The organism is Rhodococcus sp. 15-2388-1-1a, assembly GCF_002259145.1.
Lineage (GTDB): Bacteria > Actinomycetota > Actinomycetes > Mycobacteriales > Mycobacteriaceae > Rhodococcoides.
The window spans coordinates 17,796-32,421 of record NZ_NPFP01000002.1 but is presented as its reverse complement, the minus strand read 5'-3'; the positions used below and the strand labels follow the sequence as shown (position 1 = coordinate 32,421).

Sequence of the window (14,626 nt, the reverse complement as noted above, 5' to 3'; positions counted from 1 at the left end):
GTCGTTCCGCAGGCTCCACTCCTGGGCTCGTAGCCCACTACGACGTTTCGCTCACGTGCCCGATGCGCATACTGGAGACATGGCATCGGTGGTCGCGGAAGTACTCGGTTCGGATTTTGCCCGTCTGCATCCCAAGGTTCAGTGGCGCTTCGGATTGCAGTCCTCGGACGATCTCGCTCAGTTCGGGGTGGGCGTGATGGAGGAGATGACGCATTCTCGGCTCGTGCCGCCGCCGTTGCTGTGGGCCGGACGCAAGCGCGGTCTCTTTCCCGCCGGCGTCGGCAAGGACGTGCCGTTCACCATTGCCAACTATGCGTATGTCGACGAACTGGGCCGCGAGACACTGTCTTTCGTGCGTCGCTTCGCTTTCGCGGGCCGCCCGCAGGGGATGAATTCGGTGATGGTGTCTTCCGCCGAGTCCAACACGTATGCCCTCGACTACCTGGGTTTCTCCTCGGACATGGTGGTGCACACCAGGTGTGAGGTCGATGCCGACGGTGGCCTGGTGCTCGAGAGCGAGGTGCCGCGATTCCTGCTCGGCCCACTTGCGCCGAAGTTGCCCAAGGTGGCGTCGGCAGTGACGATCGGTCGGGAGTGGTGGGACGCGGCCGAGGAGCGGCATCGCATCGAGATCGAGGTGAAGAGCCCGGTGCTCGGACAGCTCTTTCTCTATCGCGGTTGGTTCACTGCGGAAGAGCGGCCCTGCCTGTCCGCCGACATTCCCGGTGACGCGCGTCCGCGGTCGGTCGAGTCTCGCGAATAGCGCTACTCTTACGCGTCGAACGATCCGCGTGTGAAGGAGTCAACAGTGGCCGTTGTCGAAGCCGAGATCGTCGGTGCCGTAGGGCATATCGTCCTGAACCGGCCGGAGGCTCTGAACTCGTTGAACGGTGCGATGATCGAGGGCATCCGCGCCGCACTCGATGCGTGGCGCGACGACGACGCCGTCACTTCCGTTCTGGTGACGAGCAGTTCACCTCGGGCCTTCTGCGCGGGCGGCGACATCAAGGCGATTCGGCAGGCCGTCGTCGACGGTGACCACGAGGCCGGGCCGGCGTACTTCGCGGCGGAGTACGACCTCGACGAGCTGATCGCGAATTACCCCAAGCCCTACATCGCCGTCATCGAAGCTGCGGCCTTCGGCGGTGGACTGGGTATCTCGATTCACGGCAGCATCCGGATCGTCAACGAGAACGCCGTGTTGGCCATGCCGGAGACGGCGATCGGTTTTGTGCCGGACGTGGGATCGAGCTACTTTCTCTCGCGCCTGCCGGGCCATGTCGGACGTTACCTGGCGCTGACGGGAACTCGGATCACCGGATCCGACGCGCTCGCACTGGGATTGGCGACGCATTTCTGCCCGAGCGACGCGGTGGACGGTCTGAAAGCCGACATCCTCGGCGGCATTGCCATCGACGAGGTGTTGGATCGATACACCACTGCGCCGGCGACGACCGAGCTGTCGTTCGACGCGGAGGCGGTGGCAGCAGTGTTCGAGAGGAACTCACTCGTCGACATCATCGACGCGCTGGTGTGCGACACCCCCTGGTCGCGGACGACGAAGACTCAGTTGGCGACGCTGTCGCCGACATCCCTGATGGCCACCGACGCGCTGATCACACGGGGAGCGGACAGTACGTTGCGTGAATGTCTCGATCGGGAGTTGCGGATGGCGACGTGGATCATCACCGAACCGGACTTCGCCGAGGGTGTCCGCGCAGTGTTGGTCGACAAGGACCGAGCGCCGCAATGGAAGCCTCTGGTACTCGAGATGGTGCGACCAGAGGCATTCCAGCAGCTGTTGTGACCGATAGGGGTCAGCGGTAGCCCTTGGCGGGGTTCTGCAGGTCCAGCACGATGGTCTGGCCGTTGGAGCGCACGTGGATCTCGGGGTTCTGCAGGCCACCCGAGACGAGGTACTCGCCGAGGAGCTGGAGCAGCTCGTCGGGGCCCACGGAGGTGTCGGGGGTGCGGATGTCGCCGGTGCGGCTGCCGAGCTCGTTCTGGGTCAAGCGTCCTGCGATGCGTACCGAAGCGACACCCATGGCGGTGCGACGGTCGGGTCCCTGGCCGCGGCCGAGCGACGGCGAGGAGCCGGCGGTGGAGCCGTGAGACGTGGAGCGGCCGTTGGTGGGCAGGCCGTGTTCTGAGATCTGATCGCTTGTAGTCACTTCAACCTCGTTCGATTCCGTGGCGGGCTTCTCTGGACGACGTCGATCCGCGTGGGGGGTCGTTGAATCCGTGGCGGACGACGTTGCTGGTGCAGGCGTTGTTGCGGACGCCTTCTCGGTGGACGTGACCACTGCCTCCGACTTCTCGGTGGTAGCAGTCTCGACTGCCTTCTCGGCGGACGCTGCCGCCGAAGAATCGGTGCGGACACCGGCGGGTGAAGCGGAGTCGGACTTCGGCGGCGTCGCCAAACGATGCGCGGGAGCGCCACCGACCTTGATCCCGGCCAATGGGTAGTTCGATCCCTTAGTCATGTCGTTTTCCACTTCATCGTGATTCCCAGGTGACTCCGCGCCGAGATGTCACGATCGGGTATCGATCAGGACGGTCTGGTCGGCGTCGAGCACGCAAAACGTACTCGAAGTTTGTTCGGACACGCTGAGAGTAGCATCACGATTGTTTACGACGCCATTTTTTGACCGAAGCTCTTGTTCTGGATTCTGAACCACACGGCGAATCCCCAGGCCACGAACGCGGCATACACGAGGTAGAGAACCGCGGACGGATAGAACCCGGCGACGATCAGCAGTGGTACGCCCACGATGTCCACCGCAATCCAGATCAGCCAGAACTCGGTGAGGCCACGCGCCATTCCGAAGGTCGCCAGCATGGATCCGGTGAAGATCCACGCGTCGGCCCACTTGCCGAACGAGCCGAGGTAGCCGAACAGTTGCGCGAACACCACCGTGCCGACGATCGCGACGACGATCATCGCCGTCCGCTCCCGCGCCGTGCCCCACCTCGGCACGACCGCGGCCCCCGAACGCTTCGAATCGCGCAGCCAGCGCATCAACCCGTAGACGCTCACGGCGATGAACATCAGCTGTCGCCCGGCCTGGCCGTACAGATCGAGCGCCTGCGGAGTATGGAACACGCCGCCGAGAAAGACTGTGAACAGCAACGCATTTCCGATGATGCCCACCGGCCACGCCCACACGACGCGTCGCATCCCACCGATCGCCGAGAGCAGGCCGAAACCGTTGCCGACCACCTCACGCCACAGAATCGGGTGCCCGAGAACGGAGAATTCCGCGTCGAGCAGGTCGATCAGCACGAGCCCGCAACGAGCGAGTGCAAGCTACTGATCACCGGCGGCGACGAGTGGTTCGAGGGTCAGTTCGGGCATTTCCTTCTGGATGTACTGCAGCCGCCACTTGTCGCTCACCAGCGCCAGCAGCGCGCCGTCGGTGCGGGTGAAGACCTCGACACCGCGTTGGCGACCCAACTCGACGGCCGAGGCCGCGTCGGTGCGTCGAGCAAGGGAGTATCCGAGTGGTTCCATGCGAGCATCGACGCCGAACTCGGTCTTCATTCGTGCAGTGACGACCTCGAACTGCATGGGTCCGACGGCGGCGAGCACGGGGGACGCGTCGCCGCGAATGTCGTTGCGCAGCACCTGAACGACGCCCTCGGAGTCGAGTTGCTCGACGGCCCGGCGGAACTTCTTGTACTTGTCGGCGCTGTCGACGCGCAGTGCCGAGAAGTGCTCGGGTGCGAACGACGGGATGGGCGGGAACTCGACCTTCTTGTCGGTGTAGAGCGTGTGACCGGGGGCCAGTGCGGTTGCGTTGACGAGGCCGACGATGTCTCCCGGGTAGGCGTTCTCGACGGTCGTACGGTCGCGGCCGAACACCGTCAACGCGTACTTGGTGGTGAACGGCTTCTTGGTCTGCGAGTGGGTGACGACCATGCCGCGCTCGAACACTCCGGAGACGACGCGCATGAATGCCAGCCGGTCGCGGTGCGCGGTGTCCATGCCCGCCTGCACCTTGAACACGACGGCGCTGAACGGATCGGTGACCTCGCGTACGCCGCCGGAGACGTCGTCACGCGGGCCGGGTGACGGAGCGAGGGCCACGAGTGTGTCGAGAATCTGCCGGACGCCGAAGTTGAGCATCGCGGAGCCGAAGATCACCGGCGACGTCTGACCGGCCAGGAACATCTCCTGATCGTGCTGCTGACCGCTCGAGATCAGCAGATCGCTCTCCTCGACGGCGGTGTCCCAGTCGACGCCCTCACGTTCGGCCGCGGCCTCGGCCGTCATGAATTCCTCGGGCGCGATGGTCGCACCACCGGCGGTGCGGGTGAAACGGATGTAGCTGCCGTCCTGTACGTCGAGCAGGCCGCGGAAGTCACCGGCGATCCCCACGGGCCAGTAGAGAGGCGTCGGCGTCAGACCGATCCGCGACTCGATCTCGTCGAGGAGCTCGAGCGGCGACTGGCCCGGGCGGTCCCACTTGTTGATGACGGTGATGACCGGGATGCCGAACTGGCGGCACACCTGGAACAGCTTGAGGGTCTGCGGCTCGAGGCCTTTGGCGGCGTCGATCAACATCACTGCCGCGTCGACGGCGGTCAGCACGCGGTAGGTGTCCTCGGAGAAGTCGGCGTGGCCGGGGGTGTCGACGAGGTTGATGACGTTGGTGATCTCGGCGTCGGGGGAGGTCTGGTAATTGAACTGCAGCGCAGTCGAACTCACCGAGATACCGCGGGCCTTCTCCATCTCCATCCAGTCGGAGACGGTGGAGCGACGGCCGGCTTTGCCGTGGATGGCACCGGCCTCGGAGATGACACGTGCATGCAGGGCGAGGGCCTCGGTGAGCGTCGACTTACCGGCGTCGGGGTGCGAGATCACCGCGAATGTTCGACGCCTCGCGACCTCGGTCTCGAGCTCTTTGGCCTGGCCTCGGGTGGTCCCGGACTCGTCGAGCGCTGCCGGTCCGGACCCTTCGAGCGTTGCGTCGACGTCGGGGGTGCTGGACGGGGTACTCACGAAGACCTCATTCTCGTAGCAAGGGCGGCACCGAAAGAGTGGCCGGGGCAAAATTAAAGGATACGCGGCCCGTTGTTCCCCTCGGTCGGGGCGGGAGTGCCTACTGTGAACGGTGGGCCGGGAGATCCCTCACGAGGAGATGCGCGTTGAGCAAGTTCACCGAAGAGATGTTCGAGACCGCGAGCACCAGCAAGCACGGTCTGGTCACCGGCGAGCCCGACGAGGCGCTTCGGCAGTCCTGGGGTGAGATCCACGAGCAGGCGCGGCGCATGGCAGGCGCCTTGGCCGACGCAGGCGTCGAACACGGGGACGCGATCGGGATCCTGGCCGGTCAGCCGGTCGACATCGCGCCCGCGTGCCAGGCGACGTGGATGCGCGGGGGATCGGTGACGATGCTGCACCAGCCCACTCCGCGGACCGACCTCGCCGTCTGGGGTGAGGACACCGAGACCGTCGTGCGGATGATCGAGGCCAAGGCCGTGATTCTCGGGGCTCCGTTCGACATCGCCGCACCGGTGCTCGAGGAGCGCGGCATCACGGTGCTGAAGATCGAGGACATGAAGACCGGTCGCGATATCGATCCGGTGCCGACGGCCGAGTCCGATATCGCGCTGCAGCAACTCACGTCCGGCTCGACCGGTTCGCCGAAGGCCGTGCGGATCACGCACGAGAACTTCTACGTCAATGCCTACGCCATGATCGATCGCATCGAATTCGATGTCGATTCCGATGTGATGGTCAGCTGGTTGCCACTGTTCCACGACATGGGGATGGTGGGCTTTCTGTCGGTGCCGATGCAGGTCGGTGCCGAGGTCGTCAGCATCACGCCACTGGACTTCCTGCGCTCGCCGCTGCTGTGGGCCAAGCTGATTCACAAGTACCGCGGAACCGTCACCGCAGCGCCCAACTTCGCGTACTCGCTGCTGGCGCGGCGGTTGAGTCAGGCCGAGGACGATCTGGATCTCGATCTGTCGACTCTGCGCTACGCCTGGAACGGAGCCGAGCCGGTCGATCCGGACACCATGACCGCGCTCGCCGAGGCCGGGGCCCGGTACAAGCTGAACCCGCTGGCTCTGGCTCCGGTCTACGGAATGGCGGAAACGACTCTCGCGGTGTCGATTCCGGATCCCGCTCAGGGGCAGGTGATCGACGTGGTCGACGCGGACCTGCTCGAGACCCTCGGTCGCGCTGTCCCGTCCACCCGTGGCAACACCCGTTCCCTCGCGACGCTCGGCAAGTTCGTTCCCGGGTTGGAGGGACGCGTCGTCGACAAGGAGGGGCAGGTGCTCACCGCGCGCGGCGTCGGCATCATCGAGGTGCGAGGCAAGGCCGTCACGCCCGGATACATCACCGTCGAGGGTCCGGTGTCGACACTCGACGAGGAGGGCTGGCTCGATACCGGTGACGTCGGCTACATCACCGAGGACGAACTGGTGGTCGTCTGCGGACGTATCAAGGACGTCATCATCATGGGTGGTCGCAACATCTATCCCACCGATATCGAACGGGCCGCGGGCACCGTTGCGGGTGTGCGGCCGGGCAATGCCGTCGCCATTCGGCTCGATGCCGGTGACAAGCGCGAAAGTTTCGCGGTGGCAGTGGAAACCAACGACATCGACAACCCTGATGAGGTCAAGCGCATCGAACGCGAAGTGATCCACGCGGTGCACTCGGAGGTGGGTGTACGGCCCCGAACCGTTGCGGTATTGGGGCCGGGCAGTATTCCGAAGACGTCGAGCGGCAAACTGCGTCGGGCGAATTCGGCGTCGCTGCTGAACTGAAACGGGCTGCAGACCTCACACCCTTTCTGCGGGGTGCGCGCCCACGCTCGGACGCGAGAGGCGGCGCGCGCCTCACAACAGGGGTGTGAGGTTCGCTCCCGATCAGCGCGGGTGCACCCTGTTCTGGGCGGCTTCGAGGCCGGCCGAGAGCAGGAGCTCCGCGGCATCGGCGGCTTCCTCGACGACGACGCCGAGATCCTTGCGTTCGGCGGCCGAGAACGGCTTGAGCACGAACGACGCCGGATCCATTCGCCCCGGTGGCCGCCCGACGCCGACGCGCACCCGCAGGTAGTCCTTGGTGCTCAGGTGCTGCGAGATCGAGCGGAGGCCGTTGTGGCCGCCTTCGCCGCCGCCGAGTTTGAGTCGCAGAGCACCGAAGTCGATGTCCAGCTCGTCGTGCACCACCACGATGTTCGCCGGCTCGATCGAGAAGAAACGCGCCAACGCAGCCACCGGCTGGCCCGAGAGATTCATGAAGGTACGCGGCTTGGCGATGATCACCGAGCGACTGCCGAGACGGGCCTGCACGATGTCGGAGTTGGACTTCTTGTGCGAGGAGAACGACCCGCCGATGCGTCCGGCCAGGGCGTCGGCCACCATGAATCCCACGTTGTGACGGGTCTTTTCGTACTGCGGACCGGGGTTTCCCAGGCCGACGATCAGTGCGGGCCCGTCGAGGGGTGCAGGTTCGGTGCTCACGTGCGTCATTCTCTCATCGGCTATTCGAAGGCGAACGGCGCGCCACCTCCCGTGGGAAGTGGCGCGCCGTTCGACGTGCGGGGGTGAGTATCAGCTCTCGTCGGAGCTTTCCTCGTCCTTGGACTCGGCTTCTTCCTGAGTCTCGGCCTCGCCCTCTTCGGAGATGGGCTCGGTGCCTTCGCCGTCGGCCTCGAGGTCTTCCTCGGACGGAGCCTCGACGACGTTGACGAGCAGCGTCTCGCCATCGGAGACCAGCGTGACGCCGGACGGAAGGTCCAGGTCGGCTGCGGTGATCTGGGTACCGATCTGAGCCTCTTCGACGGAGACGACGAAGTTCTCCGGGATCTCCAGTGCGTCGGCCTCGATCTCGACCGCGGTCGAGTCGGTGGTGACGAGGGTTCCCGGTGCGGCGTCGCCCTCGACGATGATGTTGACCTCGACGGTGACGCGCTCGCCCTTCTTCAGGACGAGGAGGTCGGCGTGCTCGATGCTGCGACGGATCGGGTGCACGACGATCGACTTGGTCAGAGCCAGTTGGGACTTGCCGTCGATGTCGAGGGTCAGCACGGCGTTGGTGCCGTCGTTACGCAGCACCGCTGCGAACGCGCGTGCGTCCAGCGCGAGGTGCTGGGGGTCGGTGGCGTGTCCGTACAGAACGGCGGGAACGAGGCCGTCGCGACGGGTGCGGCGAGCAGCGCCCTTGCCGAATTCGGTGCGGACCAGCGCGGTGAGATTGTTTACCTTCGATGCCATGGTGCTAGGTGCTCCTGATAAATGTGGTTCGTGCGGCGTACTTCGTCGGGCGGTCAAGCTCGTCGGGGCGGACACGAACGAGCGCGGCCAACGGGGCCGAGCCGCGTCGATAACGGTGGATCCGAAGATTTCCGGATCTACCCTCGCCGAGACAACCTGGGAAACAATACACGACCACGTCAGGTGCGTGGAAGCTCGACCCCTGCTGCGAACGTGCGTGCACCTGCGAGTGCAGCCAGCAGGTCGGACGCGATGCCCCGCGCGACCGCTATCGCGTCGTCGCGAGCTCCCGCCGTCCCCATCACCACCGCGCCCTCGTGCAACACCGACAGTCGGGTTCCCAGCTGTTCGGCGTCGGGGTATCCGGCTTCGTCGGCCAGTCGCGCGAACAGCGATCTCGTCCAGTTCTTTTCGGACTCGATGATCGCGAGCACCGGGCTGTCGGTGCCGCCGAACTCCGCGAAGGCGTTGACGAATCCGCAGCCGCGGTGGTTGTCGCGCATCCAGACGTCCAGGGCGTCGTACACCCCGAGGATGCGTGCGTCGCCGGGGTCGAGGGATTCGACGTACTGCGTCACGTGGTCGCACCACAGTCCGTATCGGCGGGTGAGGTATCGCTGTACCAGGCCGTCCTTGGAGCCGAATCGGTCGTACAGGGTCTTCTTCGTGGTGCCGGCCTCCTCCGCGATGAGGTCGACTCCGACGGCGCGGATGCCGCGAGCGTAGAACAGTTCGCTGGCGACGGTCAGGATGCGTTCTCCGGCGGGGGTGAGTGGCTTGTCGAGCATGGTTGCCTTTCGAAAGCGCTGGTGAGCGACAGGTGCACTGCAAGTATACAGACCTGTATGTTTACATCGGTTCATGAGATCACGCGTCGACGCCATCGCAGGTACGGCACTGGTGGTGCTGTGGAGTTCGGGCTTCATCGGAGCCGAGCTCGGAACCGCCGAGGCTCCGGCCCACACCCTTCTGGCCTGGCGCTACCTCGTCGCCGTTGTGCTGCTGATCGCGTGGTGCCGGTATCGAGGGCTGACCCCCACCTGGCATGCCATCCGAATCCACGCAGTCCTCGGCCTGTTCTGTCAGTTCCTCTACCTCGGAGCCACCATCACCGGCATCGGGATGGGCGTGCCACCCGGTGTCGCCGCGTTGATCGCCGCACTGCAGCCGCTGGTGGTCGCGATGGCGTCGAGCAGGGTCTTCGGCGAACGCGTCGGAGGACGGCAGACCCTGGGACTGGTCGTCGGGATCGTCGGGGTATCGCTGGTGGTGGTGGGGGACATGTCCGGTGCCGACCTCGACTGGCCCGTCTATCTGCTACCGGCTGCGGGCATGCTGGCACTGTCGGTGGGCACGATCGGTCAACGGCTACTGGACCCCACAGAGCCGATCCCCCTCGCGATGGCGATCCAATGTTCCATCAGTGCAGTCGGATTCATGACGTGGAGTGCGCTGGCCGGCGATGTCGCACCGCCGATGACGACGGGCTTCCTCGCGGCTGTCGCCTGGACGGTCGTGCTCTCGACCTTCGGGGCGTACGGCGCGTACCTGTTCGTGGTGCGTCGCAACGGACCCACTCGCGCCAGCGTGCTGCTCTACCTGACACCGCCGACGACGATGTTGTGGGCATTCGTGATGTTCGGCGACGCGATCACCTGGCTCGGAGTCGGTGGGCTGCTGATCTCGGCGATCGGGGTTGCTGCCTATGTGAGCGACGGTTCGACGGGTCGTTCCGCCGGCTCCCCTCCTGCCGGCTCTGCTACGAAGTGTCACTCACCTGCGAGCGCAGCGAGCATCGTGTCCAGTTCCGCGAACGTGACGAAATAGTGGGGAGATGCGCGCACGACGGCGTCGAGTCCCCGGCTCGTCATGTCCAGTTGCGTCGAGCTGCGGTAGCTGACTCGCACCGTCACTTCCCGGTCCCAGAGCCGGTCACGGACAGCCTCGGGCTCCTCGCCGTCCACTGTGAACGAGACGATGCCGTTCTTGCGATCGCCCAGGTCGTGCACGGTCACCCCGGGGATCGCCCGGAGCCCGGCCCGAAGGTATTCGGCACGTTCGACAACGGCCTCTTCCACCTGGTCGATACCGAGCTCGAGGAGATAGTCCACGGCCGCTCCGAGGGCGAGCCTGGCCGCGACGTCGCACTCCCAGAACTCGAATCGCGTGGCGTCGTCGGCCATTCGATACGTCTGCCGGTCGACCCATTGGGCGCTGTGCAAGTCGAGGGCAGGGGGATGCAGCGTCGACGCCAATCCCGGTCGCAGGTAGAGGAAGCCGGTTCCGCGGGGGCCGCGTAGCCATTTGCGGCCGGTGGCCGAGAGCGCATCGACTCCCAACTCCTCGACGTCGACGCGCATCTGCCCGATGGACTGGCAGGCGTCGAGCAGGACCAGTGCACCGTGGCGGTGCGCGAGATCGGCGACGGCACGGGCGGGATTGATCAGACCGCCGTTGGTGGGGGCGTGTACCACCGAGATCAGTTTCACTCGGTCGTCGAGCATCGATTCCAGTGCGTGCACGTCGATGCGTCCCGATTCGTCACTCGGGACGATCTCCACCGTTGCACCGGTGACCTCGGCGCGGTGGAGGGCGGAGATCGCGTTGCTGGCGTATTCGGCCTCGCACAGCAGGATTCGGTCGCCGGGGGACAGCGGTACCGAGTAGAAGAAGTCGGTCCAGGCCCTCGTTGCCGAATCGCTCAGTGCGATGCTCGACGCCGGGGCTCCGATCAAAGTTCCGATCGAGGTCTTGACCGCGTCGAGGTCGTTCCGGCGTTCGGCCGCAGCCTGGTAGCCACCGATTTCTGCTTCCCGGCGCAGGTGCGCGATCGCGGTATCGAGGACGACGGTCGGAGGTAACGAGGATCCGGCGCTGTCGAGAAACACCCGGCCCGACGCACTCGGGGTGTCGCGTCGAATGCGGTCGTGATCGAGCATCGGTCGTCCTTTCGGTAGCGAACTCTTGGGCACCAGAGTTCCACAATCGGTAGCCTCGACGAGACGAGGGATCGCGGCGTTTTCGATCCTCGCAGCTGGGTACGTTCGGTAGCGGAGAACGTGTTGAGTGCGGAAAGAAGGAATGAGTGTCGTCCAACGAGAAGTCTCTCGGGCTGAGCTCGCGCCCGGCAGCAGAGGCATATGTGTCGAAGGTGTGTTTCAAGCTGGGGCCACCGGCTCTCGTCGGTGCCGAACTCGAGTGGCTCACCGCCCTCGACGACGGAACGCGTCCGACCCTCTCGGCTCTGGCCGCTGCGCTCGGTGATCATTCCCCGCGCAGTATCGATCCCGAGTCACCCGCCCTGTCGTTGCCGGGCGGAAGCATCGTCACCGTCGAACCCGGCGGTCAGGTCGAATTGTCCAGTTCGCCTTATGCATCCGTTTCTCAACTCGCACCGATGCTCGACGCCGATGCGCGGCTGTTGCGGGACATTCTCGGTGATGCAGGCATCGACATCGCATCTGTTCCGGCAGATACCTCTCGGGCACCCGAACGCCTCCTCGTTCTACCGCGGTACTGCGCGATGGAGAATCGGTTCACCACCATCGGCCCCTTCGGGAAGTTGATGATGTGCAATACCGCTGCGGCTCAGGTGAGCGTCGACGCCGGCCGTGATCGCGCCGAGGTCGCCGCGCGCTGGCACATGCTCCACGTCATCGGTCCCGCCTTCGTGGCTGCGTTCGCACGCTCTCCCGAACTCGCGGGTGCACCCGCGGGGCGGTGGGCATCCCAGCGGATGCGGACCTGGCTCGAACTCGATTCCAGCAGAACCGATTCGAGTAGGACTGCGGTTCCGAACACCGGAGACCCGATTGCCGACTACGCACGCTGGTCACTCGACGTTCCGCTGCTCTGCATCCAAGGCGTCGACCAGAACTGGGAAGCGCCCGCGGGTACGACGTTCGCACAGTGGTTGGACGATCCGGGCGTTGTGGGGCGCGCCCCCACGCATGGGGATCTCGACTATCACCTGACCACCCTGTTCCCTCAGGTGCGCGCCTGCGGGCACCTCGAGATTCGTTATCTCGACGCGCAGCCGGACGGCCAGTGGGTGGTTCCGGCGGCGGCGTTCGAGGCACTGCTGTCCACACCCGAACTGGTCGCACGCGCCACCGAGATCGGCGGCGGGACGGCCGGACGGTGGCTCGACGCGGCCCGCGTCGGGCTGACAGATGACGACCTACGCAGGGCCGCAACCGAATTGCTCGACCTCGCAGCGGAGTTCGGCGGGGAATTCACCGAACAGCTGTGGGCAGCATCTCGGCGGTGCCGAGCCGGGCTGCCGCCCGACGAGTTCGACGCCCTGTCGCCGACAAGTCACAGTCGAAAGGAATCGGTGTGAGCGCCGAACAACTCAGGAGCAGGATCGAAACGGTCCTCACTCGCAGCCGAGCCCGTAGTGCATCGCTGACCGATTGTGTCGACGAGACCGAACTGATGGCGCAGCACTCGCCGCTGATGAGTCCGCTGGTCTGGGATCTCGCCCACATCGGTAGCCAGGAAGAACTCTGGCTCGTACGCGATGTCGGTGGTCGAGATCCGGTGCGCCCCGACATCGACGAACTGTACGACGCGTTCAAGCACTCGCGTTCCTCACGCACGTCGCTTCCGCTGCTCACGCCGGACGAAGCGCGCGTCTACGTGCAGACCGTCCGCGACAAGGCCTGGGATGTGCTGGATCGCAGCACGTTCGAGGGTAGGCCGGTCGAGAAGCACGGTTTTGCGTTCGGCATGATCGCCCAGCACGAGCAGCAGCACGACGAGACCATGCTCGCGACCCATCAATTGCGTTCGGGACCTGCGGTTCTGACGGCTCCCGCTCCACCGGCCTCGGTGGTGCCGGTGTCGGGTGAGGCCGTCATCGCCGGTGGCACGTTCTCGATGGGGACCTCGCTCGACCCGTGGGCACTGGACAACGAGCGACCGGCTCATGCCGTGCACGTGCCGACCTTCGCCATCGACCGAGCCCCGATCACCAACGCGCAGTTCGTGAACTTCATTGCCGACGGTGGGTACGAACGCCGTGAACTGTGGACCGAGAAGGGGTGGCTGCATCGCGTCGATGCCGATCTGACCGCGCCGCAGTTCTGGGAGGCCGACTCCGATGGCACGTGGTGGCGTCGCAACTTCGGCGTGCGAAAGCCGGTGCGCCCGCATCAGCCCGTGGTGCACGTCAGCTGGTTCGAGGCCGACGCCTACGCGCGCTGGGCAGGCAAGCGTCTGCCGACGGAGGCGGAGTGGGAGAAAGCCGCGCGTTTCGACGCCGACACTCGAACCAGCAACGCGTACCCGTGGGGCGACGCCGAACCCACTGCCGCACATGCCAATCTGAACCAGCGGCATCTGGAACCGGCCGACGTCGGGGCGTATCCCGACGGTGCCTCCTCGGCCGGTGTGCATCACCTGATCGGTGACGTGTGGGAGTGGACCTCCTCGGATTTCGAGCCGTACCCAGGGTTCGAGGCGTTCCCGTACGCCGAGTACTCCGAGGTGTTTCTCCGCGGCGACTACAAGGTGTTGCGCGGCGGCTCGTTCGGCACCGACGAGGTGGCGTGTCGAGGCACGTTCCGCAACTGGGACCATCCGATCCGCCGCCAGATCTTCAGCGGATTCAGGTTGGCCCGCGACGTCGAGCCCAGCTGAATGTGCCGCCATCTCGGGTATCTGGGCGCTGCCACCTCTGTCGGATCGCTGCTGACACAGGGTGATCACTCACTGCGCACCCAATCCTTCGCACCGAACGACATGCGCGGCGGCGGCACCGTCAACGCCGACGGATTCGGTGTCGCGTGGTGGGACGGCGAAGAAGGGTTGCACAGCTACCGCAACCCGATGCCGATCTGGACCGACCCGGCAGTGGACGATGTTCTGCCGCAGATCGATTCGACGTCGGTGATCGCGGCGGTGCGATCGGCGACCGTCGGGATGCCGGTCGAGCGCAGCGCCTGCGCCCCGTTCACCGACGGCCGGTGGGCTTTCAGCCACAACGGTGTGGTGTTCGGCTGGCCGCAGTCGATGGCCGACCTGTGGTCGGAGGTACCGCCCATCGACGCGCTCGCGTTGCCCGCGCCCACCGATGCCGCCGCCCTGTGGGTCGTGCTGCGGAACCTGCTGCGCACCCATGATCCCGAGTCGGCACTGCGCGTGCTGGTCCGTAGGGTCCTCGCGACGTCGCCCAAGGCTCGCCTGAATTTTCTGCTGTCGGACGGCGAGAGCATGTACGCCACGGCGGTGCATCATTCGTTGTCGGTTCTGCGGACCGAGGATTCGGTGACGATGGCCTCCGAACCCCTCGACGATCGACCCGACTGGATTTTCGTCGACGACCGAAGCATGGTCGTCGCCACCACAGCCGATCTCACCATTTCCAGCCTGGAATCGTAAAGGAGCG

Annotated in this window: 14 protein-coding genes; 7 read left to right on the top strand and 7 right to left on the bottom strand. The window is 65.5% G+C overall.

Annotated features, from left to right (window positions below; translation table 11 throughout):
- Positions 1-79: 79 nt before the first annotated feature.
- Together CH302_RS01245 and CH302_RS01240 are read left to right on the top strand one after the other, a co-directional pair.
- Positions 80-763: a DUF4166 domain-containing protein gene (locus CH302_RS01245; RefSeq protein WP_037192014.1), complete on the top strand. Its 684-nt coding sequence runs from the start codon at positions 80-82 to the stop codon at positions 761-763.
- 45 nt (positions 764-808) lie between these two features.
- On the top strand, positions 809-1,807 hold the full coding sequence (locus CH302_RS01240; RefSeq protein ID WP_037192016.1) for an enoyl-CoA hydratase/isomerase family protein: 999 nt from the start codon (positions 809-811) through the stop codon (positions 1,805-1,807).
- 10 nt (positions 1,808-1,817) lie between these two features.
- On the opposite strand, the gene CH302_RS01235 is transcribed toward CH302_RS01240, so the two are convergent.
- The 3 genes from CH302_RS01235 to CH302_RS01225 all read right to left on the bottom strand — a co-directional run bounded on the left by CH302_RS01235 (position 1,818) and on the right by CH302_RS01225 (position 5,002).
- Positions 1,818-2,483, bottom strand: a complete 666-nt coding sequence (locus CH302_RS01235; RefSeq protein WP_037192259.1) for a hypothetical protein — start codon at positions 2,481-2,483, stop codon at positions 1,818-1,820.
- Positions 2,484-2,629: 146 nt separating this feature from the next.
- Positions 2,630-3,283, bottom strand: a complete 654-nt coding sequence (pnuC, locus tag CH302_RS01230) for a nicotinamide riboside transporter PnuC (RefSeq protein WP_037192018.1) — start codon at positions 3,281-3,283, stop codon at positions 2,630-2,632.
- Between the two features lie 24 nt (positions 3,284-3,307).
- Positions 3,308-5,002 carry a peptide chain release factor 3 gene (locus tag CH302_RS01225; RefSeq protein ID WP_037192020.1) on the bottom strand — a complete coding sequence of 565 codons (1,695 nt, stop codon included), beginning with the start codon at positions 5,000-5,002 and terminating at the stop codon, positions 3,308-3,310.
- A 146-nt stretch (positions 5,003-5,148) separates the two neighbouring features.
- On the opposite strand from CH302_RS01225, the gene CH302_RS01220 reads away from it, so the two are divergent.
- A complete protein-coding gene (locus CH302_RS01220) occupies positions 5,149-6,783 on the top strand; it encodes a fatty acyl-AMP ligase (RefSeq protein ID WP_037192022.1) in 1,635 nt (544 codons plus the stop codon).
- A 102-nt stretch (positions 6,784-6,885) separates the two neighbouring features.
- Here the strand turns inward: CH302_RS01220 and pth are convergent, their stop codons facing one another.
- The 3 genes from pth to CH302_RS01205 all read right to left on the bottom strand — a co-directional run bounded on the left by pth (position 6,886) and on the right by CH302_RS01205 (position 9,023).
- Positions 6,886-7,491, bottom strand: coding sequence for an aminoacyl-tRNA hydrolase (gene pth / locus CH302_RS01215; protein WP_052047770.1), 606 nt, complete (start codon positions 7,489-7,491; stop codon positions 6,886-6,888).
- A gap of 81 nt (positions 7,492-7,572) precedes the next feature.
- On the bottom strand, positions 7,573-8,235 hold the full coding sequence (locus CH302_RS01210; protein ID WP_037192026.1) for a 50S ribosomal protein L25/general stress protein Ctc: 663 nt from the start codon (positions 8,233-8,235) through the stop codon (positions 7,573-7,575).
- Between the two features lie 179 nt (positions 8,236-8,414).
- Positions 8,415-9,023, bottom strand: a complete 609-nt coding sequence (locus tag CH302_RS01205) for a TetR/AcrR family transcriptional regulator (RefSeq protein ID WP_052047771.1) — start codon at positions 9,021-9,023, stop codon at positions 8,415-8,417.
- A gap of 73 nt (positions 9,024-9,096) precedes the next feature.
- Here CH302_RS01205 and CH302_RS01200 point away from each other — a divergent pair, with 73 nt between their 5' ends.
- Complete coding sequence (locus CH302_RS01200; RefSeq protein ID WP_052047772.1) at positions 9,097-10,062, top strand: DMT family transporter; 966 nt, start codon at positions 9,097-9,099, stop codon at positions 10,060-10,062.
- Here CH302_RS01200 and CH302_RS01195 read toward each other — a convergent pair.
- The gene (locus CH302_RS01195) at positions 10,005-11,174 is read right to left on the bottom strand and encodes an aminotransferase class V-fold PLP-dependent enzyme (RefSeq protein WP_037192028.1); all 1,170 of its coding nucleotides are present in this window, start codon (positions 11,172-11,174) and stop codon (positions 10,005-10,007) included. The genes CH302_RS01200 and CH302_RS01195 overlap by 58 nt on opposite strands.
- Positions 11,175-11,320: 146 nt before the next feature.
- Here CH302_RS01195 and egtA point away from each other — a divergent pair, with 146 nt between their 5' ends.
- Genes egtA through egtC form a run of 3 tightly spaced genes read left to right on the top strand, consistent with a single transcriptional unit; the run spans position 11,321 to position 14,619 of the window.
- Entirely contained in the window at positions 11,321-12,577 is a 1,257-nt protein-coding gene (egtA, locus tag CH302_RS01190; protein ID WP_037192030.1) for an ergothioneine biosynthesis glutamate--cysteine ligase EgtA, read from the top strand.
- Positions 12,574-13,878, top strand: coding sequence for an ergothioneine biosynthesis protein EgtB (egtB, locus tag CH302_RS01185; RefSeq protein ID WP_037192033.1), 1,305 nt, complete (start codon positions 12,574-12,576; stop codon positions 13,876-13,878). Before egtA ends, egtB begins: the two co-directional genes overlap by 4 nt.
- Complete coding sequence (egtC, locus tag CH302_RS01180) at positions 13,879-14,619, top strand: ergothioneine biosynthesis protein EgtC (RefSeq protein ID WP_037192034.1); 741 nt, start codon at positions 13,879-13,881, stop codon at positions 14,617-14,619.
- Positions 14,620-14,626 lie beyond the last annotated feature (7 nt).

Coding starts and splice junctions, on each gene's coding strand:
- CH302_RS01245 (WP_037192014.1), top strand. CDS start 80: ATGGCATCGGTGGTCGCGGAAGTACTCGGTTCGGATTTTGCCCGTCTG.
- CH302_RS01235 (WP_037192259.1), bottom strand. CDS start 2,483: ATGACTAAGGGATCGAACTACCCATTGGCCGGGATCAAGGTCGGTGGC.
- pth (WP_052047770.1), bottom strand. CDS start 7,491: ATGACGCACGTGAGCACCGAACCTGCACCCCTCGACGGGCCCGCACTG.
- CH302_RS01210 (WP_037192026.1), bottom strand. CDS start 8,235: ATGGCATCGAAGGTAAACAATCTCACCGCGCTGGTCCGCACCGAATTC.
- CH302_RS01205 (WP_052047771.1), bottom strand. CDS start 9,023: ATGCTCGACAAGCCACTCACCCCCGCCGGAGAACGCATCCTGACCGTC.
- CH302_RS01200 (WP_052047772.1), top strand. CDS start 9,097: ATGAGATCACGCGTCGACGCCATCGCAGGTACGGCACTGGTGGTGCTG.
- CH302_RS01195 (WP_037192028.1), bottom strand. CDS start 11,174: ATGCTCGATCACGACCGCATTCGACGCGACACCCCGAGTGCGTCGGGC.
- egtC (WP_037192034.1), top strand. CDS start 13,879: ATGTGCCGCCATCTCGGGTATCTGGGCGCTGCCACCTCTGTCGGATCG.